Origin of the sequence: Streptomyces sp. NPDC055955, from assembly GCF_042270245.1 — a bacterium.
Lineage (GTDB): Bacteria > Actinomycetota > Actinomycetes > Streptomycetales > Streptomycetaceae > Streptomyces.
Map to the genome: position 1 here is coordinate 12,830 of NZ_JBHJYS010000040.1, position 26,111 is coordinate 38,940.

21 protein-coding genes are annotated in these 26,111 nt (G+C 72.0%); 10 read left to right on the forward strand and 11 right to left on the reverse strand.

Annotated elements, in window-relative coordinates; translation table 11 throughout:
* The first annotated feature begins 28 nt into the window (after nt 1-28).
* From ppdK to ACFC96_RS44300, 3 genes are all read left to right on the forward strand, one after another.
* Complete coding sequence (gene ppdK, locus ACFC96_RS44290; RefSeq protein ID WP_376265909.1) at nt 29-2,746, forward strand: pyruvate, phosphate dikinase; 2,718 nt, start codon at nt 29-31, stop codon at nt 2,744-2,746.
* Nucleotides 2,747-2,945: 199 nt separating this feature from the next.
* Nucleotides 2,946-5,330 carry a discoidin domain-containing protein gene (locus ACFC96_RS44295; protein WP_376618305.1) on the forward strand — a complete coding sequence of 795 codons (2,385 nt, stop codon included), beginning with the start codon at nt 2,946-2,948 and terminating at the stop codon, nt 5,328-5,330.
* A 105-nt stretch (nt 5,331-5,435) separates the two neighbouring features.
* Nucleotides 5,436-6,350, forward strand: a complete 915-nt coding sequence (locus ACFC96_RS44300; protein ID WP_376618307.1) for an oxidoreductase — start codon at nt 5,436-5,438, stop codon at nt 6,348-6,350.
* Between the two features lie 54 nt (nt 6,351-6,404).
* Here ACFC96_RS44300 and ACFC96_RS44305 read toward each other — a convergent pair whose 3' ends face one another.
* Nucleotides 6,405-6,962: a hypothetical protein gene (locus ACFC96_RS44305; protein ID WP_376265917.1), complete on the reverse strand. Its 558-nt coding sequence runs from the start codon at nt 6,960-6,962 to the stop codon at nt 6,405-6,407.
* Nucleotides 6,963-7,174: 212 nt separating this feature from the next.
* On the opposite strand from ACFC96_RS44305, the gene ACFC96_RS44310 reads away from it, so the two are divergent.
* The 3 genes from ACFC96_RS44310 to ACFC96_RS44320 all read left to right on the forward strand — a co-directional run bounded on the left by ACFC96_RS44310 (nt 7,175) and on the right by ACFC96_RS44320 (nt 10,235).
* On the forward strand, nt 7,175-8,422 hold the full coding sequence (locus ACFC96_RS44310) for an ABC transporter substrate-binding protein (RefSeq protein WP_376618308.1): 1,248 nt from the start codon (nt 7,175-7,177) through the stop codon (nt 8,420-8,422).
* Between the two features lie 107 nt (nt 8,423-8,529).
* Entirely contained in the window at nt 8,530-9,399 is an 870-nt protein-coding gene (locus ACFC96_RS44315) for a carbohydrate ABC transporter permease (protein ID WP_376618344.1), read from the forward strand.
* Nucleotides 9,396-10,235 (forward strand): carbohydrate ABC transporter permease, encoded by an 840-nt coding sequence (locus tag ACFC96_RS44320; RefSeq protein ID WP_376265923.1) that lies wholly within the window; start codon nt 9,396-9,398, stop codon nt 10,233-10,235. Before ACFC96_RS44315 ends, ACFC96_RS44320 begins: the two co-directional genes overlap by 4 nt.
* Before the next feature lie 159 nt (nt 10,236-10,394).
* On the opposite strand, the gene nirD is transcribed toward ACFC96_RS44320, so the two are convergent.
* The 5 genes from nirD to ACFC96_RS44345 all read right to left on the reverse strand — a co-directional run bounded on the left by nirD (nt 10,395) and on the right by ACFC96_RS44345 (nt 15,916).
* A complete protein-coding gene (gene nirD, locus ACFC96_RS44325) occupies nt 10,395-10,757 on the reverse strand; it encodes a nitrite reductase small subunit NirD (protein WP_376618310.1) in 363 nt (120 codons plus the stop codon).
* The gene (gene nirB, locus ACFC96_RS44330) at nt 10,754-13,300 is read right to left on the reverse strand and encodes a nitrite reductase large subunit NirB (protein ID WP_376618312.1); all 2,547 of its coding nucleotides are present in this window, start codon (nt 13,298-13,300) and stop codon (nt 10,754-10,756) included. Before nirB ends, nirD begins: the two co-directional genes overlap by 4 nt.
* Nucleotide 13,301: 1 nt before the next feature.
* The gene (locus ACFC96_RS44335) at nt 13,302-14,525 is read right to left on the reverse strand and encodes an NAD(P)/FAD-dependent oxidoreductase (RefSeq protein WP_376618314.1); all 1,224 of its coding nucleotides are present in this window, start codon (nt 14,523-14,525) and stop codon (nt 13,302-13,304) included.
* 98 nt (nt 14,526-14,623) lie between these two features.
* Entirely contained in the window at nt 14,624-15,268 is a 645-nt protein-coding gene (locus ACFC96_RS44340; protein WP_376618316.1) for a class F sortase, read from the reverse strand.
* Nucleotides 15,269-15,403: 135 nt separating this feature from the next.
* A complete protein-coding gene (locus ACFC96_RS44345; protein WP_376265938.1) occupies nt 15,404-15,916 on the reverse strand; it encodes a hypothetical protein in 513 nt (170 codons plus the stop codon).
* Between the two features lie 291 nt (nt 15,917-16,207).
* On the opposite strand from ACFC96_RS44345, the gene ACFC96_RS44350 reads away from it, so the two are divergent.
* A complete protein-coding gene (locus ACFC96_RS44350; RefSeq protein WP_376618318.1) occupies nt 16,208-16,846 on the forward strand; it encodes an NADPH-dependent FMN reductase in 639 nt (212 codons plus the stop codon).
* 65 nt (nt 16,847-16,911) lie between these two features.
* Here ACFC96_RS44350 and ACFC96_RS44355 read toward each other — a convergent pair whose 3' ends face one another.
* Nucleotides 16,912-18,552: a M4 family metallopeptidase gene (locus ACFC96_RS44355; RefSeq protein WP_376265944.1), complete on the reverse strand. Its 1,641-nt coding sequence runs from the start codon at nt 18,550-18,552 to the stop codon at nt 16,912-16,914.
* A 165-nt stretch (nt 18,553-18,717) separates the two neighbouring features.
* Between ACFC96_RS44355 and cutA the strand changes: the two genes are divergently transcribed.
* Nucleotides 18,718-19,044, forward strand: a complete 327-nt coding sequence (cutA, locus tag ACFC96_RS44360; protein ID WP_376265947.1) for a divalent-cation tolerance protein CutA — start codon at nt 18,718-18,720, stop codon at nt 19,042-19,044.
* A 126-nt stretch (nt 19,045-19,170) separates the two neighbouring features.
* On the opposite strand, the gene ACFC96_RS44365 is transcribed toward cutA, so the two are convergent.
* The 3 genes from ACFC96_RS44365 to ACFC96_RS44375 form a co-directional block, all read right to left on the reverse strand.
* Complete coding sequence (locus ACFC96_RS44365) at nt 19,171-19,722, reverse strand: DoxX family protein (protein WP_376618320.1); 552 nt, start codon at nt 19,720-19,722, stop codon at nt 19,171-19,173.
* An 80-nt stretch (nt 19,723-19,802) separates the two neighbouring features.
* Nucleotides 19,803-21,908 carry a molybdopterin oxidoreductase family protein gene (locus ACFC96_RS44370; protein ID WP_376618322.1) on the reverse strand — a complete coding sequence of 702 codons (2,106 nt, stop codon included), beginning with the start codon at nt 21,906-21,908 and terminating at the stop codon, nt 19,803-19,805.
* A 637-nt stretch (nt 21,909-22,545) separates the two neighbouring features.
* Complete coding sequence (locus ACFC96_RS44375) at nt 22,546-23,160, reverse strand: vancomycin high temperature exclusion protein (protein ID WP_376618324.1); 615 nt, start codon at nt 23,158-23,160, stop codon at nt 22,546-22,548.
* 239 nt (nt 23,161-23,399) lie between these two features.
* On the opposite strand from ACFC96_RS44375, the gene ACFC96_RS44380 reads away from it, so the two are divergent.
* Together ACFC96_RS44380 and ACFC96_RS44385 are read left to right on the forward strand one after the other, a co-directional pair.
* Nucleotides 23,400-24,311, forward strand: coding sequence for a sirohydrochlorin chelatase (locus ACFC96_RS44380; RefSeq protein ID WP_376618326.1), 912 nt, complete (start codon nt 23,400-23,402; stop codon nt 24,309-24,311).
* Between the two features lie 33 nt (nt 24,312-24,344).
* A complete protein-coding gene (locus tag ACFC96_RS44385) occupies nt 24,345-25,733 on the forward strand; it encodes a deoxyguanosinetriphosphate triphosphohydrolase (protein WP_376618328.1) in 1,389 nt (462 codons plus the stop codon).
* On the opposite strand, the gene ACFC96_RS44390 is transcribed toward ACFC96_RS44385, so the two are convergent.
* A complete protein-coding gene (locus tag ACFC96_RS44390; protein WP_376618330.1) occupies nt 25,714-26,037 on the reverse strand; it encodes a hypothetical protein in 324 nt (107 codons plus the stop codon). The genes ACFC96_RS44385 and ACFC96_RS44390 overlap by 20 nt on opposite strands.
* Nucleotides 26,038-26,111 lie beyond the last annotated feature (74 nt).

The following is a 26,111-nucleotide window of genomic DNA, read 5'->3' on the forward strand; positions in this document are numbered from 1 at the left end:
CCACCGAGTCATCGAGGAGTCGAGACCCGTGTCGGAAAACAAAGATCCCCACGTAGTGAAGTTCGTTTACGACTTCACCGAGGGAAACAAGGACCTCAAGGACCTCCTGGGCGGGAAGGGCGCGAACCTCGCCGAGATGACCAATCTCGGTCTGCCGGTTCCTCCCGGGTTCGTCATCACCACGGAGGCCTGCAAGGTCTACCTCGACAGTGGCGATGAGCCGGTGGCACTGCGTGACGAGGTGAGTGCGCACCTCGACGCCCTCGAGCAGAAGATGGGCAAGAAGCTCGGCCAGGCCGACAACCCCCTTCTGGTGTCGGTCCGTTCGGGCGCGAAGTTCTCCATGCCCGGCATGATGGACACCGTCCTCAACATCGGACTCTCCGACAAGTCCGTCCTCGGCCTCGTCAAGCAGTCCGGCGACGAGCGGTTCGCCTGGGACTCCTACCGGCGCCTCATCCAGATGTTCGGCAAGACCGTCCTGGACGTCGACGGAGAGCTCTTCGAGGACGCCCTCGACAAGGCCAAGGCCGCCAAGAAGGTCACGGTCGACACCGACCTCGACGCCTCCGACCTCAAGAAGCTGGTCACCCGCTTCAAGAAGATCGTGAAGACCGAGGCCGGCCGGGACTTCCCGCAGGACCCGCGCGAGCAGATGGACCTCGCCATCCACGCGGTCTTCGACTCCTGGAACACCGACCGCGCCAAGCTCTACCGCCGCCAGGAGCGCATCCCCGGCAACCTCGGCACCGCGGTCAACATCTGTTCCATGGTCTTCGGCAACCTCGGCCCCGACTCCGGCACCGGCGTCGCCTTCACCCGCGACCCCGCCTCCGGCCACCAGGGCGTGTACGGCGACTACCTCCAGAACGCGCAGGGCGAGGACGTCGTCGCGGGTATCCGCAACACCGTGCCGCTCGCCGAGCTCGAGTCGATCGACAAGAAGTCGTACGACCAGCTCATGCAGATCATGGAGACGCTCGAGACCCACTACAGGGATCTCTGCGACATCGAGTTCACGATCGAGCGCGGCCAGCTGTGGATGCTGCAGACCCGCGTCGGCAAGCGCACCGCCGGTGCCGCCTTCCGCATCGCGACGCAGCTCGTCGACCAGGGCCTCATCGACGAGGCCGAGGCGCTCCAGCGCGTCACGGGCGCCCAGCTCGCGCAGCTGATGTTCCCGCGCTTCGACGAGAACGCGAAGGTCCAGAAGATCGGCCGCGGCATCGCCGCCTCGCCGGGCGCCGCGGTCGGCAAGGCCGTCTTCGACTCGTACACCGCCGTCAAGTGGTCGCGTTCGGGCGAGAAGGTCATCCTGATCCGCCGCGAGACCAACCCCGACGACCTCGACGGCATGATCGCCGCCGAGGGCATCCTCACCTCGCGCGGCGGCAAGACGTCGCACGCCGCCGTCGTCGCCCGCGGCATGGGCAAGACCTGTGTCTGCGGCGCCGAGGACCTCGAGGTCGACACCAAGCGCCGCCGGATGACGGTCGGCGGGCAGGTCATCGAGGAGGGCGACGTCGTCTCCATCGACGGCTCCACCGGCAAGGTCTACCTCGGTGAGGTGCCGGTCGTCCCGTCCCCGGTCGTCGAGTACTTCGAGGGCCGCATGCACGCCGGCGCCGACGACGCCGACGAGCTCGTCGGCGCCGTGCACCGGATCATGGCGTACGCGGACCGCGTCCGCCGGCTGCGGGTGCGCGCCAACGCGGACAACGCCGAGGACGCGCTGCGTGCCCGCCGCTTCGGCGCGCAGGGCATCGGCCTGTGCCGCACCGAGCACATGTTCCTCGGCGAGCGCCGCGAGATGGTCGAGCACCTGATCCTCGCCGACACGGACGCGGAGCGCGAGGAGGCCCTGAAGGAGCTCCTTCCGCTCCAGAAGAAGGACTTCGTCGAGCTGTTCGAGGCGATGGACGGGCTCCCGGTGACGGTGCGCCTGCTCGACCCGCCGCTGCACGAGTTCCTGCCCGACATCACCGAGCTGTCGGTGCGCGTCGCGCTCGCCGAGTCCCGCCAGGACTCCAACGAGAACGACCTGCGCCTGCTGCAGGCCGTGCACCGTCTGCACGAGCAGAACCCGATGCTGGGTCTGCGCGGTGTCCGTCTCGGCCTCGTGATCCCGGGCCTGTTCGCCATGCAGGTACGGGCCATCGCCGAGGCCGCCGCGGAGCGCAAGAACGCCAAGGGTGACCCGCGCGCCGAGATCATGATTCCGCTCGTCGGCACCGTCCAGGAGCTGGAGATCGTCCGCGAGGAGGCCGAGCAGGTCATCGCCGAGGTGCAGGAGCAGACCGGCGTCGAGCTGAAGCTGGCGCTCGGCACGATGATCGAGCTGCCGCGCGCCGCGCTGACGGCCGGCCAGATCGCCGAGGCCGCGGAGTTCTTCTCCTTCGGCACGAACGACCTGACGCAGACCGTCTGGGGCTTCTCCCGTGACGACGTGGAGGCCTCGTTCTTCACCGCGTACCTGGAGAAGGGCATCTTCGGGGTCTCGCCGTTCGAGACCATCGACAAGGACGGCGTCGGCAGCCTCGTGCGCAACGCCGTGGAGGCCGGCCGCGCCACGCGGCCCGACCTCAAGCTCGGCGTCTGCGGCGAGCACGGCGGTGACCCGGAGTCGGTCCACTTCTTCCACGAGGTCGGCCTGGACTACGTCTCCTGCTCGCCGTTCCGTATCCCGGTCGCCCGCCTCGAGGCCGGCCGCGCCGCGTCGACGTCGACGGGCAGCGACCACCGGTAGGAACCGGTCCGCAAGACTCCGGAGCCGTTGTCTGGGTGCCCGACCCTCACGAAAGGCAGCGGCTCCGGTGCACCGAAGGAGAGGGCGGTACCCCTTGTGCGGGGGGTGCCGCCCTTTCGTGTGCGTGGGGCCGCTCTTGGGGGTTCTGTGATGTCCGTTCCCTTGTGAGGCCCAGGAGGCAAGTGGTGTAGTCCACTTCATGCCTCCGAGTAACGGTACGACTTCACCGCGTCTGTCACGCCGCTCGTTCGTCACCGCCCTCGCGGTGACCTCGGCAGCCACCGCCCTGCCGATCGGGCTCGCTCCCGCCGACGCGCGGGCCGCCGGCAGGAGCGCGGTCAACGAGCGCCCCGTCGTCATCCCCGCCCTCCAGGCCTGGGCCGGATCCACGGGACGGTACCGCCTCGCAGCAGGCACACCGATCGTCGTGCAGACCGCCGATCCGGGTGGGCTCCTCCCGCTTGCCCGGCAGTTCGCCGACGAGATCGAAGAGGTCACCGGCATCAGGCCCGGCGCGCCCCGGGCCGACCACGGAGTGCGGGGCGGCCTGCGGCTCGTCCTCGACCCGGCCGACCGGCACGCGCCGGGCGGCGACCGGTACGCCGAGGAGGGCTACACCCTCGCCGTCACCGCATCCGCCGTCACGGTCACCGCGCCCACCCGCACCGGCCTCTACTACGGCACCCGCTCGGTCCTGCAGATCCTCCTGCGTTCCGACGGGCGCCGGGAACTGCCGACCGGCACCGCCCACGACTGGCCCGACTACCGGCTGCGCGGCTTCATGCTGGACGTGGGCCGCCGCTACTTCACCCCGGGCTTCGTCCGCGACCAGCTGCGCCTGATGGGCTGGTTCAAGCTCAACGACCTGCAGCTGCATCTGAACGACAACGAGATCAGCCCGGCCGGCGGCGACTGGTCCAAGGCCTACGACGCGTTCCGGCTGCGCAGCGAAAAGCCCGAATGGGCCGGGCTCGCCGCGTCCGACGGCTCGTACTCGCGGGAGGACTGGGACTCCTTCGAGGACACCGCGGCCGCCCACGCCGTCCAGCTCACCCCCGAGATCGACGCGCCCGCACACGCGCGCTCCTTCGTGCGCTTTTGCCCCGAACTCGGCCTGAAGGGCGGCAACTCCGACCATCTCGATCTGGCCAAGCCGGAGACGACGGCCTTCATGAAGAAGGTCTTCGACGAGTTCGCGCCCTGGTTCCGCAGCCCCGAGGTCCACTACGGCGCCGACGAGTACACCGGCCCCGAGGAGCAGTACCGCGGCTACTTCAACGCCATGGCCGCCCACCTGCGCACCCTCGGCAAACACCCCCGCGCCTGGGGCAGCCTGACCGAGATGGCGCCCTCCGGCACGTCCGGCTACGACCGTGACGTCACCATCCACAGCTGGAACAACGGCTGGTACGGCCCCAAGGCGGCCACGGCCGACGGCTACGAGATCGTCAACACGAACGACGGGCTCCTCTACATCGTCCCGTTCGCCACCTACTACCACCCGCTCGGCCTCGACGGCCCCTCCCTCTACGAGACCTGGGCCCCGCACGTCTTCCCCGGCGGCCAGAGCCTCCAGCCGCACGACCCGAAGCTGCGCGGCGCCATGTCCGCCGTGTGGAACGACCTCGTGCACGCCACGTACACCCAGCAGGCCGTGCACGGTCTGGTCGAGAAGACCTTCGGGACGCTCGCTCAGAAGATGTGGAGCGGGTCCGGAGCGGGCCTGAGCTACCGGGACTTCACCGCCGAGCTGCGGCGCGGGATCGCCGGACCCGGGCTCACCACCCTCACGCCCACCCTCGCCGAACCCGACCAGATCTCGCTGGACGCGCCGGCCACCGCCTCTTCCACGGCCGCGGGATCCCGCCCCGCGTACGCCACCGACGGCAGCCCCGTCACCCGGTGGACCAGCGGCCGCGAGCGCGCTCCCTGGCTGGCCGTCGACCTCGGGCGGAGCCGGCCCGTACAGCGTGTGCGCGTCGAGTGGGGGCAGGAACACGGCACCGCGTACGCGGTCGAGGTCTCCGACGACGGCGCCGCGTGGCGCACCGTCGCCGAGCGCACCGGCCGCGTCCGAGCCGGCTGGGACGAACTCGGCTTCCCGGCGACCACCGCCCGCCATGTACGCCTGCGCGGCCGGGAGCACGCGAGCGCGCGGTACTCGGTGTGGAGCCTCCAGGTGTACGACATCCCCGACCTGGCGCTGGGCCGCCCCACCACCGCGTCGTCCGCCGAGACGGCCACGCTCACCGCCCCCAACGCCACCGACGGGGACCCGGGCACCCGCTGGGCGTCGCAGTACACGGACGGCGAGTGGATCGAGGTCGATCTGGAACAGACGCGGACCGTGCGGCGGATCGTCCTCGACTGGGAGACGGCCGCCGGACGGGACTACGACCTCCAGGTCTCCGACGACGCCACGGGCTCGTCCTGGAGCACCGTCGTCGAGCGCCGCGGCCGCACCACGGCCGGCGTGGACACGGTCGACCTCGACGCCGTGGAGGCGCGGCGCGTACGGATGCTGGGCGTGAAGCGGCAGACGACGTACGGGTACTCGCTCTACCGGTTCGAAGTGCGGGGCTGAGCAGGGACGAAGGGGTACGGGGAAACAGGGGTGCGGGGTTCCGCATCTACTGGCCGGTAAGTACAGTCGGGCACCCCCGTACCCCCTCGTCCAGGGAGCACAGCCATGACCGGCTGGAACGCGAGCGACATCCCCGACCAGAGCGGCCGCACGGCCGTGGTCACCGGAGCCAACAGCGGCATCGGCTACATCACGGCACGCGAGCTGGCCCGCAAGGGCGCCCGCGTCGTCCTCGCCTGCCGCAGCGAGGCGCGGGGCACGGCGGCACTGGAGCGGCTGCGCGCCGAAGTGCCGCGCGCACAGGCCGAGTTCGGGCAGCTCGACCTGGGCGACCTGTCGTCCGTGCGGAAGTTCGCCGGGTCCCACGGCAGCGGCGAGCGGCTCGACCTGCTGATCAACAACGCGGGCGTGATGGCACTGCCCCAGGGGCGGACCGCCGACGGTTTCGAGACGCAGTTCGGCGTCAACCACCTCGGTCACTTCGCGCTGACCGGCCTGCTCCTGCCCCGGCTCCTCGACACACCCGGAGCCCGCGTCGTCAGCGTCTCCAGCGGCTTCCACGCCCTCGCCGACGTCGACATCGCGGACCTCAACAGCGAGCGCCGCTACCGGCGCTGGATCGCGTACGGCCGCTCCAAGACGGCGAACCTGCTGTTCATCCACGAGCTGGCGCGCAAGCTGGCGGCGCGCGGGTCCGAGGTCGTCGCGGCGTCCGCGCACCCCGGGTACGCCTCCACCAACCTTGCGACGCAGGGCGTGCGCATGGAGGGCCGCAAGGCCGTCGAGCGGGTCATCGAGCTGGGCAACCGGGTCATCGCCCAGTCCGCCGATGCCGGCGCGCTGCCCACGCTGTACGCGGCGACGGCTCCCGGGGTGCTCCCGGACTCGTTCACCGGCCCGTCCCTGATGATGTGGCGCGGGGCGCCCGCGAAGTCGTGGCGGGCCCGGCGGACCCTCGACGACGCGGCGGGGGAGCGGCTGTGGGCGGCGTCGGAACAGCTGACGGGCGTGACGCTCTAGAGCACGCTCCAGGGAGTACTTCAAGCCGCCGGACCGGCCGGTCAGGCCGACCGGCTAGTCGAGTTCGGAGGCCTCGAAGACCGCGCGGGCCGCGTCGCCGTCGATGCGGGCCGCGAGGCGGTCGATGACCGGGACACCGCAGCGGAGCAGTCCGCTCGCGCGGGCCCGCCCCGCGCCCGTCTCCAGGCGGTGCCACAGGACGGGGTTGTCGGTGAGCACCTGCGGGTCCAGCTCCACACGGCCGCCGAGCGCGTCGCGCAGCACGAGCCGCGGCGTCACCCCGTCGCTGTGGCGCACCGACGTCAGCAGGTCCGTGCAGACCCGCCGCGTGCCCCAGACGCCGCGCACGGCGAGCCAGCCCGGGCCCGCGCTGACCAGCGGCGGATGCAGCACGGCGTGCAGCAGCGCCGAGAGCCCCGCCCACAGCCCGACCCGCGCCGCGCTCAGTGTGCCGTTCGCCGTGTCGATCACCAGGATCAGGCAGAACAGAGCGAGCGCGCAGAACACCGCCGCCCGCAGATCGGCGGCCCACCGCCGGTCCCGCACCACCGCGTCCTGCGCGGCCGGCGCCGCCGCCCGCCCGCGGGATCCCGCCCTCGTATCGCGTCCCATGCAGCGCACCGTAAGCCCGTGCGGCGCCCCAGGTCAGCACTCTTGACGCGTCGCTGATCCGCCCGCCCCGGACGTTGACACCGTGCTGACGGGGAAGGCCGACATACGGCCGTAGTCCCTCTGTCGTAATCCCACCGCATGGTTGATCGTTGGGCCGTCAGAATCCGTGGACGCCGAAAGAAGCGGGCGTACGAACAGCAGGGGGACGATCGATGACCATCAGCCGCAGGGGACTGCTCGGGACCGGCGCCGCGCTGGGGCTGCTCACCGCGTGCGGCTCCAACACCGGCCGGGACGACGGGGGCTCGGGCGGCGGGCCGGAGCTTTCGCAGTGGTACCACCAGTACGGCGAGCAGGGCACCGAGAAGGCCGTGAAGAAGTACGCCGCCGCGTACGACAAGGCGCACGTCACCGTCCAGTGGCGGCCCGGCAACTACGACGAGCAGACCGCCGCCGCCCTCCTCACCGACTCGGGCCCCGATGTCTTCGAAGTCGACGGGCCCACTCTCGACCAGATCCAGGGCAAGCAGATCGCCGACCTCACCGGCCTGTTCGACGGGGTCAGGGACGACTTCAACCCGGCGGTCCTCGCGCCGAAGACGTACGACGGCAGGATCTGGGCGATCCCGCAGGTCATCGACATGCAGATGCTCTACTACCGCAAGAGCCTGCTCGCCGACGCGGGCGTCGAGCCGCCGAGGACGCTCGACGAGCTCGTGGACACCGCGAAGAAGCTCACCTCGAAGAAGACCAAGGGCCTCTTCCTCGGCAACGACGGCGGCGCGGGCGTCCTCGGCGGCACGCCCCTGTACGCGGCCGGCCTCGAACTCGTCACCGAGGACGGCGAGGTCGGCTTCGACGACCCGGCCGCCGCCCGCGCCCTCGGCAAGATCCACCAGCTGTACGCCGACAGATCACTGCTCCTGGGCGCGCCCTCCGACTGGTCCGACCCGTCGGCGTTCGTCCAGGGCCTGACCGCCATGCAGTGGTCGGGCCTGTGGGCGCTGCCCACCGTGCAGAAGGAACTCGGCGACGACTTCGGCGTGCTGCCCTTCCCGAAGGACGGCGCGGGCGAGCCGTCGGTGCCGGTCGGCGCGTACGGGGCGGCGGTCTCCACCCGGGGCAGGCACCAGCAGGCCGCGAAGGACTACCTCAAGTGGCTGTGGATCGACCGCACCGAGTACCAGGAGGACTTCGCCCTCTCGTACGGCTTCCACATCCCGGCCCGGATCTCGCTGGCGAAGAAGGCAGGGAAGCTCAGGAAGGGCGCGGCGGCCGACGCCGTCCGCTTCACGACCGACCACGGCTACGCCCAGCCCCTGCGCTGGACACCAGCGAGCCGGACCGCGTACCAGGACGCCCTCAGCCGCATCATCAAGGGCGGCGCGAGCCCGGACCGCGAGCTGAGGAAGGTCGTGCGGAAGGTGTCGGCCGAGCTCGACCGCGTGAAGAAGAAGTGAGCCTGCGGCAAGAGGGCCGCCTCCGGGCGATCCCTCGGCAGAGAGGCCGGCAGGGCGGCACGGCACGAAGGTGGGCCGGCGTCCAGAACCGCACCCTCTGGTTCTGGATCTTCGTCGGGCCCTTTCTCCTCGGCCTCGGCGTCTTCACGTACGTCCCGCTCGGCTGGAGCGTCTACCTCAGCTTCTTCGACGCCCACAACACCGTCACCCCGAGCGACTTCGTCGGTCTCGGCAACTACACGGCGATGCTGAAGAACGAGGCGTTCACCGACAGCCTGTGGACGTTCCTCGTCTTCTCGCTCTTCATCGTGCCCGCGACCTACGCGCTGTCGCTCGCCCTCGCCCTCATGGTGAACCGCCAGCGCCGCGCCCAGGCGTTCTTCCGCTCGGTCTTCTTCCTGCCCGCCGCCTGCAGTTACGTGGTGGCCGCCCTGATCTGGAAGATGTCGATCTTCAACGGGGTGCGGTTCGGGCTCGCCAACACCGTCCTCGGCTGGTTCGGCGTCGACCAGATCGCCTGGCTGTCGACGACCGACCCGCCCTGGTACTGGGCCGTCATCGTCACCGTACGGCTCTGGCTCCAGGCCGGCTTCTACATGGTGCTGTTCCTCGCGGGGCTCCAGCGCATCAGCCCCACCCTCTACGAGGCGGCGGCGGTCGACGGGGCGCGGCCCGGCTGGCAGGTCTTCCGGCACATCACGTTCCCGCAGTTGCGGGCCACCTCCGTGGCGGTCGTCCTGCTCCTCGTCATCAACGCCTTCCAGGCCTTCGACGAGTTCTACAACCTGCTCTCGGACGCCCGCGGCTATCCGCCGTACGCCAGGCCCCCGCTCGTCTACCTCTACTACACGGCGCTCGGCCAGGGGCAGAACCTCGGGCTCGGCAGCGCGGGCGCGGTGCTGCTCGCACTGATCATCGCGGTGGTGACGGTGGGTCAGGCCAAGTGGTTCGGCCTGGGCCGGAAGGAGGCGCAGTGAGGGACGACTCCCGGGTCAGGGCGGGCCGCGCCCTGCGCCTCGCCCTGCTGATCGCGCTCGCGCTCCTGTTCCTGATCCCCTTCTACCTCCTTGTGCGCAACGGGCTCTCCGCCGAGAGCGACATCACCTCGCCCGAGTGGACGTTCTTCCCGTCCTCGCTGCGCTGGGGGAACGTGAGCGAACTCTTCGGCGACACGTCCGTCCCCTACGCCCGCTCCCTGCTCAACTCCGCGCTCATCGCCGTCGCGACGACGCTCGGCACCCTCCTCCTCGCCTCGCTCGCCGGGTACGGCCTGGCCCGCATCCCGTACCGGCACGCGAACAAGGTCTTCTACGCGATCCTCGGCACCCTGATGGTCCCGGCCGCGGTCACCTTCGTGCCCAGCTTCGTGCTCGTCTCGTCGCTGGGCTGGATCTCGACACTGCGCGGACTGATCGTCCCGACCCTGTTCTCCGCGTTCGCCTGCTTCGTCTTCCGCCAGTATTTCCTCGGGTTTCCCGGGGAGCTGGAGGACGCGGCGCGCGTCGACGGGCTCGGCCACTGGCGTACGTACTGGCGGGTGGTCGTGCCCAACTCACGGCCCGTCTTCGCGGCCGTCGGCACGATCGTCTTCATCGGCGCGTGGAACTCCTTCCTGTGGCCCCTGGTCATCGGCCAGGACCGCGACGCATGGACCGTCCAGGTGGCTCTCTCGTCGTTCACCACGTCCCAAGTGGTGCGACTGCACGAGCTGTTCATCGCCGCGGCCGTGTCGATCGTGCCGCTGCTCGTGGTGTTCCTGTTCTTCCAGCGATGGATCGTGGCGGGGGTGGAGCGTTCGGGCATCGACGACTGACCCACCCCCGTCTCTCCGCGCGTCACGCCGAGGCGCCGCCGTCGATCACCAGGTCGGCGCCGGCCACGGACGCGGCGTCCTCGGACGCCCGGTACAGCACGGCGGCGGCCGCCTCGTCCACCGCCGCGACCCGGCCGAGCGGGACATCCTCGGAGTGGATCAGGCGACGCTCGGCGTGGTCTGCACGGCGTACGTGGCGACCGCGTGCGCCTCGTCGTCGAGGCATGCGCCGCTCTCCAGGTCGAAGCGCTGCTTGAGCAGCGGCGACGCGACGAACGGGCGGCCCTCGGCCGAGCCGATCAGGCCGCGCGAGAGGACGGCGGCGCCCGTGAACGGGTCGCGGTTGCCGACCGCGTAGAGGCGGCCCCCGCGGTCCAGGAACACGGCGGCCTGCCGGCCGTCGGGGAGCAGCGCCGCGACCCCGCGGCCCGGGGTCAGCCGGGACAGTTCACAGACCGTGAACCAGGCGTCCTCCAGCCGGAGTTGCACCATCACGGCGGTCTTCTCGGGAGCGACGGTCATGACGTCACCGATCCTTCCAGGGGGCGGGAGCCGATGGACAGCAGGGGCAGGTCGGGCTTGATCTGGTCGCGCTCCGGGACGAACCGCACCAGCGGGTCCGGCGCGTCGGGCGCGTTCACGAAGGACACGAAGCGCTCCAGGCGCTCCGGGTCGTTGATGGTGTCCGCCCACTCGTCGCGGTAGTGCGCGACGTGGTCGGCCATCAGGGCCTCCAGCTCGTCACAGAGGCCGAGGGAGTCGTGCACGACGACGTCCCGGACGTGGTCGAGGCCGCCCTCGATCCGCTCCAGCCAGCCCGCCGTCCGCTCCAGACGGTCGGCCGTGCGGATGTAGAACATCAGGAACCGGTCGATCAGCCGGATCAGCTCGGCGTCGGACAGGTCCTGCGCGAGGAGGTCCGCGTGGCGCGGGGTCGCGCCGCCGTTGCCGCCCACGTACAGGTTCCAGCCGTTGGCCGTGGCGATCACCCCGAAGTCCTTCGACTGGGCCTCCGCGCACTCGCGACCACAGCCCGACACCGCCGACTTCAGCTTGTGCGGCGCCCGCAGCCCCCGGTAGCGCAGCTCCAGGTCGATCGCCATGCGCACCGAGTCCTGGACGCCGTAGCGGCACCATGTCTGACCCACGCACGACTTCACCGTCCGCAGCGCCTTGCCGTACGCGTGGCCCGACTCGAAACCGGCGTCCACCAGCCGCGCCCAGATCAGCGGCAGTTGCTCGACCCGCGCGCCGAACAGGTCGATCCGCTGGCCCCCGGTGATCTTTGTGTAGAGGCCGAAGTCGCGCGCCACCTCACCGATCACGATCAGCTTCTCCGGGGTGACCTCACCGCCGGGGATGCGCGGCACGACCGAATAGGAGCCGTTCTTCTGGAGGTTGGCGAGGAAGTGGTCGTTCGTGTCCTGGAGCGCCGCCTGCTCGCCGTCGAGGACATGGCCCTCGGCGCCGATCGTCGGGGCGAGCGAGGCGATGATCGAGCCGACGGCCGGCTTGCACACCTCGCACCCCTCGCCGCCGCGCGCGCCGTCCCGCCCGTGCGCGTCGAGCAGCTCCGCGTACGACGCGATCCGCTTGACCCGGACGATCTCGTACAGCTCGGCGCGGGTGTGCGGGAAGCAGCCGCACAGGCCCTTGTCGCCGCTCTGCGGGAGGAGCCGGCCGATCAGCTTCACGCAACTGCCGCAGCCCGTTCCGGCCTTGGTGCACTTCTTCACCTCGGGCAGCGTGGCGTGCGCCTGGATCGCGTCCTTCGTGACGTTGTGGCAGGAGCAGATCACCGAGTCGCCGGGGAGCGCCTCCGGGCCGAGCGCCACCGGCGCCCCCGCACCGGCGGGCAGCACCAGCTGCTCGGGCGCCACGGGCGGCACCGAACCGGTCAGCGCGCGCAGCGTCCCGTACGCCTCCGCGTCCCCGACCAGGATCCCGCCGAGCAGCTCCCCCTCCGGGCCGACGACGAGCTTCTTGTACGTGCCCGAGCGTGAGTCCGAGTAGACGACGTCGAGGCAGCCGTCTGCCGTGCCGTGCGCGTCGCCGAACGACGCCACGTCCACGCCGAGCAGCTTCAGCTTCGTCGACAGATCGGCACCGGTGAACCGCCCGTCCTGCGAGGCGATCGAGGCGGCCACCGTCTGCGCCATCTCGTAGCCCGGCGCGACCAGGCCGTACACGCGGCCGTCCACGGCCTGCGCGCACTCGCCGATCGCGTAGACGGCCGGGTCGCTGGTGCGGCACCGCTCGTCGACGGTGATGCCGCCGCGCTCGCCGACCGTGAGCCCCATGTCGCGGGCGAGCCGGTCGCGCGGCCGGACGCCCGCCGAGAACACCACCAGGCCCGTCGCCAGCTCCGAGCCGTCCGACAGCTTCATGGCGCGCACCGCGCCGTCCTCGTCGCCGGTCAGGATCTCCTGCGTGCCGACGCCCGTGTGGACGCTCAGGCCCATGCCCGTGATGGTGCGCAGGAGGGCCGCGCCGCCGCCCTCGTCGACCTGCACCGGCATCAGGCGCGGCGCGAACTCCACGACGTGCGTGTCGAGGCCGAGACCGCGCAGGGCGCCGGCCGCCTCCAGGCCGAGCAGCCCGCCGCCCACCACCGCGCCGGTCGTGGCGCGCCGCTTCGCGTACTCCTCGATCGCGAGCAGGTCCTCGATCGTGCGGTACACGAAACAGCCCGTCGCGTCCTTGCCGGGCACGGGCGGCACGAACGGGTAGGAGCCGGTCGCGAGGACGAGGGTGTCGTACGTGACCTGGAGACCCGAGCGCGCCGTGACCGTCCGCGTCGGGCGGTCGATGTGCTCGGCCGGGTCCCCGAGGTACAGCTCGATGCCGTGCCGGGCGATGAAGGCGGCGTCCGTGAGGGAGAGCTCGTCCGGGGTGCGGCCGGAGAAGTACGAGGTGAGCTGGACCCGGTCGTAGGCGGGGCGCGGCTCCTCGCACAGCACGACGACGCGGTGCGTGTCCGTGAGACCGCGTTCGGCCAGGGCCTCCAGGAAGCGCTGGCCGACCATGCCGTGGCCGACGAGTACGAGTGTGGGCATGGTGGGCATCTCAGAGGCCTCCGTCGTGAGTGAGCAGGTGGAGCAGGGGTGCGCCGTCGTCGGGCAGCGGGTCGTCGGCCTCCCAGGCCCGGGCGAGCGCCCCGACCGTGCCGAGCTCGCCGACCAGGACCCCGCCGACGAGCCGGTCACCGCGGACGACGACCTTGCGGTACGTGCCGCGGGTGGCGTCGGCGAGCTGCACGACGTCGTCACCGGGCAGCGCCTCGGGCTCGCCGAACGCGGCGAGGTCGAGCGGCCCGGCCTCGTGCGGCAGGGTCAGCCGGGTGAGGGTGCGGGTGCCCGCGTAGGGGCGCCGCCGCCCGGACAGCAGGTTCTCGGCGAGCGCGTCGGCCTGTTCGACGGCCGGGGTCGCGAGCCCGTAGACGCGGCCCGCGTGCTGGGCGCAGTCCCCGATCGCGCGGACGCGGAGGTCCGACGTGCGCAGCTCGTCGTCGACGACGATCCCCTCGCGTACGTCGAGCCCGGCCGCCGCCGCGAGACCGGTCCGGGGGCGCACCCCGCACGCGAGGACCGTCAGATCCGTGCCGAGGACATAGCCGTCGGCGAGCTCGACGCGGCGGACCGCCCCGTCGACGACGCCCACGCCCCGTACCCGGCACTGCGTGTGCACCTCCACGCCGAGCGCGGTGAGGTGCTCGTGCACCAGGTGCGAGGACCGGGGGTCGAGCTGGCGCTCCATCAGGCGCTCGGACTGCTGTGTGAGCACCACCTGGGCGCCGCGAAGGGCGAGCGCACGCGCCGCGGACACTCCCAGGAGCCCGCCGCCGACGACGACGGCGCGCACACCGGGAGCCACCGCCCGCGACAGGGCCAGGCAGTCGTCCATGGTGCGGAAGGCGTGCACCCCGCCGGGAAGCTCCGCCGCGCCCGGCGCGAACAGGCCGCGCAGCGGCGGCAGGACCGGGTTCGATCCGGTGGCGAGCACGAGGGTGTCGTACGGGACGTCGGAGCCGTCCTCGCAGCGCACCACGCGCTCGGCGCGGTCGATGCGGACGGCGCGGGTCCGCAGGTGGGTCCCGGTGTGGCGGGGCAGCGCGATGACGTCGGCGCCGTAGCTGCCCGCGAGGACCTCGGCGAGCAGCACCCTGTTGTACGGGGCGTGCGTCTCCTCGCCGATGAGTACGGCGGCCGAGCCCAGGCGCCGGGCGAGCCGGGTACCGGCGAGGCCGGTGCCGATCACCACCACGTGCCCGGTGTCCGTCGAAAAGGTCATGCACAGCAGCCTGCGGGGCCGGTGTTACCCGGCCGCATCCCTCCCGTTTCCCACGGGGAACGCTGCGCTCAGCGCGCGAGGGGCGCCGGTGTGAGGGCTCAGCGGCTGCCTGTCAGATGCGCGAACACCACGACGTTGCCCCGGTAGCCGGTTTGTTTCGAGTAGCCGCCGCCACAGGTGATGACGCGCAGCTCGGGCCGGTCCGCGGCGCCGTACACCTTCTGGTCGGGGAAGGCGGCGGCGTCGTAGACCTCGACGGCGTCGACGGTGAACACGGCGACGGAGCCGTCGCGGCGGTCGACCTCGATGGTGCGGCCCTTGGCGAGAGCGCCCAGGTCGTAGAAGACGGCGGGACCGTCGGCGTTGTCGACGTGGCCGGCCACGACCGCCGTGCCGCGGACGCCGGGCGCGGTCCCGGCCTCGTACCAGCCCGCCAGGTTCTTCTCCCGCGGCGGCGGGACGTCAAGGCTGCCCTGCGGGGTCAGGCCGAGTCCCATGAGCGGTGCGTCCACCCGGATCGAGGGGATACGTATGCGGTCGGGCGGAGAGGGGGAGAGGGGGGCCGCGCCGGGCGGCTCGTGGGCGGTGCCGGGGTGCGCGGACGCGGCCTGCGCGGCGGACGGCTGCGGTGGTCCGTGCGTCTCGGTGCCCTGGTGAAGCAGCCAGGCGCCCATACACAGGGCGAGAGCGGTGACCGCGGCTATGAGTCCGCTGCGGACTCTTCGGCGGGGCGCCTGCGGCATCGGTTTCTCCAGGTCGAAAGCGGGTGGGGGTTCGCCTTCCTCCCCCGGCCGCGCGAGGGGGCGCGGCCGGGGGAGGAGAGGACAAGCGGTACCAGGGGGCCGGAGGGACAGCGGAGGTCGTCCGTCCGGCCCCCGTCAGATTCCTTCGCCTCTCGCCCGGCGATGCAGGAGCCAGGTACCGCCCGCGGCGGCGACGGCAAGCGCTGCCACTCCCGCCGCGGTCTTCACGGGGTCGGTGCCGAGCGCGCCGCCGACCCCTGTCTTCACATGGCCCTTCGGAGGGACCTGGTCCGAGGAGGAGGCGAGCGAGACGATCAGATCGCCCGTCACCTGCCCCCCGCCGGAGCACTTCGCGACGATCTCGTACGTGCCGGGCTGCGCCGACGGAGGCACCCGGAACCGCCCCTCGGCGTCCTTCGCGTGCGTGCCCGGGGCGAGCATGAAGGAGTCCGCGCCGACCGAGCTCGCGTCCCCGGCGGCGCTGCGGGACGCACCGCACGCGGTGGTGTTGACGGTGACCGTGGCGCCCGCGGTGGCGTTCGCCGGATACACCTCGAGGCCGCCCGAGCCGGCGTGCGCGGGCGCGGCGGTCAGTGCCGCGGCGGCCGCGGCGAGCGCGGCAGCGGACAGCAGGCGGGATGTGCGCATCGTGTCGTGCTCCTCCGAGGGGGCACGGCCCGCGGCACCCCCAAGTGCCGCTGCGTCGGTCACGCCCCTGCCCTACCGAGGTAAGTGGCACTCGCCTCGGAACGCCTCCTGATGCACCATCAGAAAACTGGTGAAAGGACGTCATCTGACACCCAGGCAGGAACATTCCAGCAGGTCACCGCTGTGCCGAAGAAAAGAACCCGCAGGGAGGGCCGGCGCCGGTGAACGGGTGACCGTACCCACGCGGCGCCCGCTTGACCTCAACCGGACTTCAGGTATGAGGCTTGCCGCATGAACACCACAGCCGCACCGTCCGCCGCCCCCGTTTCCGCCCCCACCGAGGCCCCCGAAGAGACCCCCGTCCGGGTCGCCGTCGTCATCGGCAGCAACCGCGAGGGCCGCTTCGGCCCCGTCGTCGCCGACTGGCTCGCGTCCCTGCTCGGGGAGCGCCCCGATTTCGCCGTCGACGTGATCGACGTGGCCGCCGTCGACCTGCCCACCGCGCTCTCCCATGACCCGTCCGCCGAGGTGCGCGCCCAGCTGGCCGAGGTCACCCCGAAGCTCGCCGCGGCCGACGCCTTCGTCGTCCTCACGCCCGAGTACAACCACTCCTACCCGGCATCCCTCAAGAACGTCATCGACTGGCACCACGCCGAATGGCAGGCCAAGCCCGTCGGCTTCGTCTCCTACGGCGGGATCTCCGGCGGCCTGCGCGCGGTCGAGCACCTGCGCACCGTCTTCGCCGAACTGCACGCGGTCACGGTCAGGGACACCGTCTCCTTCGCCCACGCGGGCAGCCACTTCGACGCGTCCGGCGCCCACCGCGACCCCGAGGCGCCGGCCGCCGCGGCGAAGTCGATGCTCGACCAGCTGGCGTGGTGGGCGAAGGCGCTGCGGGAGGCGAAGGAGGTGCGCCCGTACGGAAGTTGAGGCCGAACGGACGAGGGTCCCCGCGGCCGTCGGCGGCGGGGACCCTCGTTGACGCAGGTGCGATGTCAGCCCACGGACACGGCCGACCAGGTCGCCGCCACGGCGGCGTACTCGGCGCTGCCGGCCCCGTACAGGTCCTTCGCCGCGCTGAGCGTCGCCGTGCGGGCGCCCGCGTAGTTCGTCGAGGACGTCATGTAGACGGTCAGGGCCCGGTACCAGATCTTGCCGAGCTTGTCCTTGCCGATGCCGCTCAGCGTCGAGCCGTTGCACGTCGGGCTGTTGTGCTGGACACCGCCGATGACCTTCGGCCCGCTGCCCTCGGCGAGCAGGTACGCGAAGTGGTTGGCGACCCCGGACGAGTAGTGCACGTCGAGGTTGCCGACCGACGAGCTCCAGCAGTCCGCGGAGTTGCCGTCCTTGCTGGGCTTGTCCATGAAGCGCAGCGCCGGCTGACCGAAGCCGGGCTTCACGATCTTCTCGCCGATGAGCCAGTCGCCCGGGTCGGACGCGTTGTTCGCGTAGAACTCGACGAGCGTGCCGAAGATGTCGGACGTCGCCTCGTTCAGGCCGCCGGACTCGCCCGAGTAGGTGAGCCCCGCCGTCTTCGACGTGACACCGTGCGACATCTCGTGCCCGGCGACGTCGAGCGCCACGAGCGGCCCGAACGTCGAGCCGTCACCGTCGCCGTACGTCATGCAGAAGCAGGTGTCGTCCCAGAAGGCGTTGTTGTAGTTGCTGCCGTAGTGGACGCGGTTGTACGAGCCCTTGCCGTCGCCGCCGATGCCGTTGCGGCCGTGGACGTTCTTGTAGTAGTCCCACGTCGTGTCGGTCCCGTACTGGGCGTCCACGGCGGCCGACGAACGGTCGGCGTTCGCGCCGGTGCCCCAGTGGTTGTCGGCGTCGGTGAACACCACCGCGGGAGCGCGACTCCAGCAGATGCTCAGGATGCAGCCGTCGGTCTTGTTCTGCGCGTCACCCGAGTAGGTGCCGCCGCGCGTCGCGTCCTTGAGCTGGTACGTCGACCCCGACTGGGTCGTCTCCAGCGGCACCGTGCCCGAGTAGAGGGACTTCCCGTCGCCGGTCGCGGTCTCGATGCTGTCCCAGGCGTCGATCTGCTTGCCGGTGGTGGCGTCGGTGAGGACGACACGGGCGACCGGGTTGCCGAGCGAGTCCTTGCCGGCCGCGTCGGTGCGCCAGGCCAGCTTCGGCGCGCCGTGCAGCGCGTCCACGACGAGCGTGGGCCTGGCGACGACCTTGCGCAGGAGCTCGCCCGGGTTGGCGGCGCGCAGCGCGGCGGAGGCGAGGTCGGCGGCCTTCGGGGCGGGGAGCGCGGGCGTCACGCTCGGCACCGCGAGGTCGCCGCGGACCGCGCGGTTCGCCGAGCGGTAGCCGCCGTCGCGGTTCAGGTGGACGACGAAGTCGCCGCCGAGAACGGGGAGCTTGCGGAAGGTGCGGTCGTAGCGCACGTGCTGGGTGCCGTCCGGGTCGACGACGACGTCCCGCACGGAGGTGCCCTGAGCCGAGGTGAGCCCGAGGTCCCCGGCCACCGCGTGCAGTGCGGCCGCGGCGTTGCGGACGGCGTCGGCGCGGGTGGGCGGGGCGGTGTCGGCGCCCGCGGTGGGGGCGAGGGCGGCGGCCAGCAGGGTGGCGGCCGCCGTGGCTATGCCGGCGGTGGTGAGTCGCGATGTGGTCCGGGGAGGTCTCATCGGGCTCCTAGTGACGGTGCGCGGGCGCGCTGAGGGGGGTCACGCTGATGACGTCTCAGGTTTAAGGGTCCATGACATGTCATGTCCATAGCGCCTCTGTGGCGGAGCTGTGAATAGGTGTTCACGTGCAGAATCGGGAGCGCACGGCCCGCGAAAGGAACGGACATGAACGCACTGGCCCTGACGGTCCTCACCACGACCGACGACGAGACCAAGGCCCGCGCCCTGGCCGCGGGAGCGGTCGAAGCACGCCTGGCGGCCTGCGCGCAGATCGCGGGCCCGGTCACCTCGGTCTACCGCTGGCAGGGCAACACGGAGACCGCCCAGGAGTGGCAGGTGCTCCTCAAGACCACGGCCGGCGGCTACGAGGCCCTGGAGTCATGGCTGTTGGAGGCGCACGACTACGAGACGCCCGAGATCATCGCGACACCGGTGGTGCGGGGGAGCGCCGCGTACCTTGCGTGGATCGAGGGGGAGACGGGCGGAGTCTGAGCGCGGGAGTCGAACGGTGCGTGGCCGGAGTCGCGTGGACGCAGGGAAAGGTGACGGCCCGAGCGCTCCGGCGCCCGGGCCGTCACCGACTCACCGGTGCGCGACGTCACCGATGCGCGACCGACCTCACTTGCGCAACATCAGCGTGATCCCCGCCACGACCAGACCGAGGACCACGGCGGCGATCCCGTAGCCGAGACGGTGGGACCGAAGCCCCGGCAGGAAGCGGTCGACGGCGATGCGGCCGGGGCCGGTCAGCGCGAGCGCCACCGCGCCGAGGGCGATCAGGAGCTCGTACTCGATGCCCTGCGGCGCGAAGAATCCGCCGCCCCACTTCACGGCGATGGCGTTGACCAGGGTGCCGGCCACGGCCGCGGCGGCCAGCGGGGTGAGCAGGCCGAGCACGAGGCCGAGCCCGCCGAGCGTCTCGCTGAGCCCGGCGACAGCGGCGAACGCCTTCGGCGACGGGTAGCCGGAGGCGGCGAAGAACTGCCCGGTGCCGTCGATCCCGCCCCCGCCGAACCAGCCGAAGAGCTTCTGCGCGCCGTGCGCCGCCATGGTCAGGCCGAGGGCGAGGCGCAGTACGAGAAGACCGAGGTCATAGGCATGGGCGGGCGCGGCGGGGGTGGGGGTGCCGGGCGCGCGGAGCGGGCCGAGCTGGTTCGCGAGAGAGGTCACGTGGGGGTCTCCTGACGCGGAAATCGACATGCTTGAACTTTCAAGCTATGACCCCAAGCTAACCGCCCGGCCGTCATGTTTCAAACTTGAACCACATCGCCCGGGCGATCACCGGAGCCGGTGCCGGCCGCTTCGACCCGTACCGCGCACACCTTGAACTCCGGCATCCGGGACGTCGGATCGAGCGCGGGGTTGGTCAGGCTATTGGCGCGCCCGGCGCCTGGCCAGTGAAACGGCATGAACACCGTGTCGGGCCGGATGCCCGCGGTGATCCGGGCGGGCGCCTCGGCCCGCCCGCGCCGGGAGACGACGGCGACCGGCTCGCCCTCCGCCACCCCGATCCGCGCGGCGAGCCGCGGATGCAGCTCCACGAAGGGGCCGGGCGCGGCGGCGTTCAGCTCGGCCACGCGCCGGGTCTGCGCACCGGACTGGTACTGCGACACGACGCGCCCCGTCGTCAGATGGACCGGGAACTCGGCGTCCGGCTCCTCGGCGGCCGCACGATGCGAGACGGCCACGAACCGGGCCCGCCCGTCCTCGGTGGCGAACCGTTCCAGAAAGAGCCGGGGCGTCCCCGGATGTTCCTCGTCAGGACAGGGCCAGAACACCCCGTCCTCCTCGACGAGCCGCCGGTAGGAGATTCCCGCGTAATCAGCGGCTCCCCCCTCCGAGGCCCGCCGCAGCTCCTCGAAGACCTCCTCCGGATCAGCGGGGAACCCCTTCTCCACGCCCAGCCGCCCGGCCAGTTCACGCAGCACCTCCAGATCGCTCCTCACCCCTTCCGGAGGCGAGAGCGCCCGGCGCCGCAGCAGCACACGCCCCTCCAGACTGGTCACGGTCCCCGTCTCCTCGGCCCACTGGGTGACGGGAAGCACCACATCGGCAAGAGCGGCGGTCTCGGAAAGCACCACGTCGGCCACGGCCAGAAAGTCGAGCGACCGCAGCCTGCCCTCCACATGGGCGGCACGCGGAGCCGACACCACCGGATTCGACCCCATGACCAGCAGCGCCCGTACATCCCGCCCCAGCGCGTCGAGCAGCTCGTACGCGGAACGGCCGGGGCCGGGAAGGGAGTCGGGGTCCACGCCCCACACACCGGCCACATGCGCACGCGCCGCCGGGTCGGTCAGCTTGCGGTACCCGGGCAACTGGTCGGCCTTCTGCCCGTGCTCGCGCCCGCCCTGCCCGTTGCCCTGCCCGGTCAGGCACCCGTACCCGGAAAAGGGCCGCCCGGCGCGCCCGGTCGCCAGGCACAGGTTGATCCAGGCGCCCACGGTGTCGGTGCCCTTGGACTGCTGCTCGGGCCCGCGAGCGGTGAGCACCATGGCGGACTCGGGCTCGCAGAACATCCGCACGGCCTCGCGCAGTTGAGGCACGGCGACCCCGGTCACGCGCTCCACGTACTCGGGCCAGTGCGCCATCACGGTGGCCCGCGTGTCCTCCCAGCCCCGCGTCCGCGCGTGCACGAACTCCTCGTCGACCCGCCCCTCGGTCACCACCAGATGCAGCATCCCGAGGGCCAGGGCGAGATCGGTCCCGGGCCGGGGCGCGAGATGGAGGTCGGCGAGCTCGGCGGTGCGCGTACGGCGGGGGTCGATGACGACCAGCGTGCCGCCGTTCTCCCGCAGTTCGTTCAGATAGCGGACCGCGGGGGGCATGGTCTCGGCCATGTTCGACCCGACGAGGACCACGCATCCCGTACGCGGAATGTCCTCCAGGGGGAACGGCAGCCCGCGGTCGAGCCCGAACGCGGCGAGCTGCCCCGCGGCGGCGGACGACATGCAGAACCGACCGTTGTAGTCGATCTGGGAGGTCCCGAGCACGACCCGGGCGAACTTCCCGAGCCCGTACGCCTTCTCGTTGGTGAGCCCGCCCCCGCCGAAGACCCCGCACGCGTCCGGGCCATGAGCCGAACGCGTACGGGAAAGCCCCTCGGCGACCAGACCGAGCGCCTCGTCCCACGACGCCGGCTCCAGGGCGCCGCCCCTGCGGACCAGCGGCCCGGTCAGCCGCACGCCGGGGGCCAGCACGGCAGCGGCCGTACGCCCCTTGCCGCACAGGGCGCCCCGGTTGACGGGAAACCCGGCACGCTCCTCGACCCCGACAGCACCAGAGGCGGCAGGGACGAGATTCATCCCGCACTGGAGGGAGCAGTACGGGCAGTGGGTGGGCGTGACAGTGAGCATGGACCCACCTTGCGCGCACGCTGTTACGCGACAACCCACGCCCGATTACACGCAAGACACGACGCCCTCTTAACGCCACCGGCGTCCGGGTGAGAACAACGGCGGATCGGCCGCATGACGCCCGTGAGGGGCTGCCCGTACTGGTGGCGTGGTGAGAACAACGGCGGATCGGCCGCATGACGCCCGTGAGGGGCTGCCCGTACTGGCGGCGCGGTGAGAACAACGGCGGATCGGCCGCATGACGCCCGTGAGGGGCTGCCCGTACTGGCGGCGCGGTGAGAACAACGGCGGATCAGCCGCAAAACCGTCGCGAGGGGACGTGGGGGTGTGTCCGCCCGCAGCACGGAGGTGCAGGCGCCGGTCAAGACACACAGGGCGGAGGCGCCACGATGGCGAGGACGGACACACCCCCGCGGCCCCGCCCCACGTCACACGAGGCGAGGCGCCCGAAGCCCGCACCCTCAGAGCGACACCGAGCGAGACCGCACTCTCAGAGCGACGCCGCCCCCTCAGAGCAACGCTCAACGACGCCGCGTCCCCAGAGCGACGCCGAGCGGCGCCGCACCCTAGGAGCAACGCTCAACGACGCCGCGTCCCCAGAGCGACGCCGAGCGACGCCGCGCTCTCAGACCAACGCTCAGCGACGCCGCACCCTCAGAGCCTCCCGGACCCCGGGCTCCTTGTCCCCGAGGAACCGGGGATCGGGCCGGAACACGGCATCGACCACGGCCTTACCCGCCGCGAACACCTCGCGGGCCCCGCCGTAATACCAGGTCACGTCGTGCCGGTCGTCGACACCGACGCCGTACGACGAGACGCCCGCGGCCTCGCACAGGGCGACCGCACGCCGGATGTGGAATTCCTGGCTGATGAGTACGGCCCGGCCGACCCCGAAGATCTTCTTGGCCCGCACGCAGGAGTCCCAGGTGTCGAACCCGGCGTAGTCGCTGACGACAGCCTTGCCGGGCACCCCGTGCCGGGTCAGATAGGCACGCATCGCGTCGGGCTCGTCGTAGTCCTCGCGACTGTTGTCGCCCGTCACGAGAACCACCCGGATCCGCCCGTCACGGTAGAGCCGGGCCGCCGCGTCGAGCCGGTGGGCGAGATAGGGCGACGGCTCGCCCTCCCACAGCCCGGCCCCGAACACCACGGCGACATCGGTGCGGGGCGCATCGTCGACCGTACGCAGCCGGTCGCCGGTGACGACGAACAGCCATGTCGCCGGCAACAGCACCAGCACACACACGGCCATCGCACCCTGGACGAACCGCCGCCACCCCCGCCGCGTGCGCGGCAACCGGATCCGCACCACTGACCACCCCTGCTCGAAAACGTCGTCGCACGACTGGACGCACGTTTCCGCCGGCCGGTTCACCCGGCAAGCGGGGACCCCGACGCCTCACAGCCGCCCGAACACCCGGTGAGCCCAGGGGAAGCGACGCGTCACCGCCCCGCAACGACGCCGCAACCTCCCCCGGGCAGGATCGATTCATGACGGCGTCGAAACACCAGCGCGACGAGCCCACCGGCACGGCCCACCTCGACAGTACGGCGCAACTCATGACCAGGATCACCAGCCAGCTCGGCACCCAGCTCACCCACGTCCGGCTCGACGGCAGCCGCCGCACACCCCGGCAGGCACCACCCGCCCCGCCCACCCCACCGGCCCTGGTCGTCGTGGCGCACGGCAGCCGCGACCCGAGGGCGCTCGCCACGGTCCGGGCCCTGCTCGACAAGGTGCGCGAGGAACGCCCGGGGCTCCCCGTCCACCTCGGCCACATCGAGCTGAACGAACCGCTCCTGACCGACACCCTGGCGGGCCTGGCCCCCGGCCGGGCCGTCCTCGCCCCGCTGCTCCTGTCGCGCGGCTACCACGTCAAGCAGGACATCCCGGCGGCCCTGGCCACGGCCCCGCACCTGACGGCCCGCGTCGCCCCGCCGCTCGGCCCCCACCCGCTCCTGGTGGAAACGCTGTACGCCCGCCTGGTGGAGGCCGGCTGGGACCCGCGCCCCGACGCCCGCACGCGCAGGACCAGCGGCGTGGTCCTCGCGGCGGCGGGCTCCCGCGACCCCGACTCGGCCGTCGACACGGCCCGCACGGCCGCGCTCCTGGCCGAACGCCTGGGCGTCCCGGTCGTGCCCGCCTACGCGAGTGCCGCCGCCCCCACCGTCCCCGCCGCGCTGCGCGCCCTCGCCGTCAGGGGACGACACCGCGCCGCCGTCGCCGCGTACTTCACGGCGCCGGGCCGCTTCGCCACCCAGTGCGCGCAGGCCGCACCCTGGATAGCCGCCGCCCCGCTCGGCGCGCACGCGGCGATGGCCCGCCTGCTCCTGGACCGCTACGACGGGGCCCTCGCGTCCCCGTCGGCCGCCCCCATGCGGCGGCAACTCACGTCGGCCTGACCGTTTGTCACCGCATGCCCTTACTGTCAGTCCATGGAAGGCACGCACGAGACACCCGCAGCGAAACAGGAAACATCCACACCGAAGAACCCGACGGCCTCGACGGCCTCGACCGCCTCGACCGCTCCGACCCACGCCGTCGACCCGTCCGGCTATGACGCCGCCTCGGTGGAGCGCTGGGCACCCGAGCCCGACAAACGCCCCGGCCGCACCGCCTTCCAGCGCGACCGTGCCCGCGTCCTGCACTCCTCGGCGCTGCGCCGCCTCGCGGGCAAGACCCAGGTCGTCACCCCGGGCACGATGAACCGCGCCTGGGACGCCAGTCCCCGTACCCGGCTGACGCACTCCCTGGAATGCGCGCAGGTGGGCCGCGAGCTCGGCGCGGCACTCGGCTGCGACCCGGACCTCGTCGAGACGGCCTGCCTCTCGCACGACATGGGCCACCCGCCCTTCGGGCACAACGGCGAACAGGCGCTGAACGAGGTGGCGCAGGACTGCGGCGGCTTCGAGGGGAACGCGCAGTCGCTGCGCCTGCTGACGCGTATCGAACCCAAGCGCTTCGTCCACAGCGCCGACACGGACGAGCTGGTCAGCGTGGGACTGAACCTCACACGCGCCGCGCTCGACGCCGCGACGAAGTACCCGTGGCCCCGCGGCGGTCACCCCACCGACCCGGCCTCGCCCAAGTTCGGCGTGTACGAGGACGACCGCCCGGTGTTCGACTGGATCCGCAAGGAGTCACCCGCGCGCAGGACCTGTTTCGAGGCGCAGGTCATGGACTGGTCGGACGATGTCGCGTACTCGGTGCACGACCTGGAGGACGGGCTGCACGCCGGGCACCTCGACCCGAACATGCTGCACGCGGAGCCCGAGCGCCGTGACATCTACGCGGTCGCGATCGGCCGTTACGTACCGGGGGACACGGACCCCGAAGAACTCGCGGCGGCGCTCGACCGGCTCCTCGACCAGGAGTGGTGGCCGCACGGCTACGACGGCACGGCCGTCGCCCAGGCCCGCCTCAAGGACGCGACGAGCCAGCTCATCGGCCGCTTCTGCCTCGCCGCGGAGGGCGCCACCCGCGCCCGCCACGGCACGGGCCGCCTCACGCGCTACGAGGCCGAGCTGGTGGTGCCGCGCGAGGCCCGGTACGAATGCGCGGTCCTCAAGGCGGTCGCCGACCGGTACGTGATGCAGCGCCCGCAGCAGGAGCGGCTCCGCGCCGACCAGCGCGTCGTCGTGGCGGAGCTCGCCGAGGCGCTCACCCGCCGCGCGCCCGACGGCCTCGACCCGCAGTTCCGCGCCCTGTTCGACACGTCGGGCGACGACCGCGCCCGCAAGCGCGTGATCGTCGACCAGATCGCCTCCCTCACCGACGCCTCGGCCCGCGAGCTGCACGCGCGGCTCACCGGGCGCCGTTCATGAGGGTGTCGCCCAGGGGGGTGCGGCGGTGCACGTCGGTGTCGTCGCTCCGAGGCGAGTGGAGGAGACCCGCCGCTCGCGGGACCGCGGCGTGCCGGCCCGCGGCGGACGCGGTGAGCCGCAGCAGCCGTTCGAGGGCGTCGAGCGCCGGCGCCCGGGCCGGCCAGGTCGGTTGACGCACTGGCGGGGCCGCCGCGCCCCTGGTGCTCACCGCGAGGTCACCGTCAGGGCCTGCGGCGCGGACGCGGCCGTCCTCGGCTTCCACGACGGCGTCATCGGTGGTCGTCCTCGTCGCGAAACCGGCCATCACCACTGGGCGTGACGAAAAGATGCCCTGTTCGGGCCATGCCCCCTTCCCGCATCACGCTCCGTGCGGGACGC

Coding starts and splice junctions, on each gene's coding strand:
- ACFC96_RS44335 (WP_376618314.1), bottom strand. CDS start 14,525: ATGACCTTTTCGACGGACACCGGGCACGTGGTGGTGATCGGCACCGGC.
- ACFC96_RS44310 (WP_376618308.1), top strand. CDS start 7,175: ATGACCATCAGCCGCAGGGGACTGCTCGGGACCGGCGCCGCGCTGGGG.
- ACFC96_RS44370 (WP_376618322.1), bottom strand. CDS start 21,908: ATGCTCACTGTCACGCCCACCCACTGCCCGTACTGCTCCCTCCAGTGC.
- ACFC96_RS44390 (WP_376618330.1), bottom strand. CDS start 26,037: ATGGCCGGTTTCGCGACGAGGACGACCACCGATGACGCCGTCGTGGAA.
- ACFC96_RS44340 (WP_376618316.1), bottom strand. CDS start 15,268: ATGCCGCAGGCGCCCCGCCGAAGAGTCCGCAGCGGACTCATAGCCGCG.
- ACFC96_RS44350 (WP_376618318.1), top strand. CDS start 16,208: ATGAACACCACAGCCGCACCGTCCGCCGCCCCCGTTTCCGCCCCCACC.
- nirD (WP_376618310.1), bottom strand. CDS start 10,757: ATGACCGTCGCTCCCGAGAAGACCGCCGTGATGGTGCAACTCCGGCTG.
- ACFC96_RS44375 (WP_376618324.1), bottom strand. CDS start 23,160: ATGGCCGTGTGTGTGCTGGTGCTGTTGCCGGCGACATGGCTGTTCGTC.
- ACFC96_RS44300 (WP_376618307.1), top strand. CDS start 5,436: ATGACCGGCTGGAACGCGAGCGACATCCCCGACCAGAGCGGCCGCACG.
- cutA (WP_376265947.1), top strand. CDS start 18,718: ATGAACGCACTGGCCCTGACGGTCCTCACCACGACCGACGACGAGACC.
- ACFC96_RS44385 (WP_376618328.1), top strand. CDS start 24,345: ATGGAAGGCACGCACGAGACACCCGCAGCGAAACAGGAAACATCCACA.
- ACFC96_RS44295 (WP_376618305.1), top strand. CDS start 2,946: ATGCCTCCGAGTAACGGTACGACTTCACCGCGTCTGTCACGCCGCTCG.
- ACFC96_RS44380 (WP_376618326.1), top strand. CDS start 23,400: ATGACGGCGTCGAAACACCAGCGCGACGAGCCCACCGGCACGGCCCAC.
- ACFC96_RS44355 (WP_376265944.1), bottom strand. CDS start 18,552: ATGAGACCTCCCCGGACCACATCGCGACTCACCACCGCCGGCATAGCC.
- nirB (WP_376618312.1), bottom strand. CDS start 13,300: ATGCCCACCATGCCCACACTCGTACTCGTCGGCCACGGCATGGTCGGC.
- ACFC96_RS44345 (WP_376265938.1), bottom strand. CDS start 15,916: ATGCGCACATCCCGCCTGCTGTCCGCTGCCGCGCTCGCCGCGGCCGCC.
- ACFC96_RS44305 (WP_376265917.1), bottom strand. CDS start 6,962: ATGGGACGCGATACGAGGGCGGGATCCCGCGGGCGGGCGGCGGCGCCG.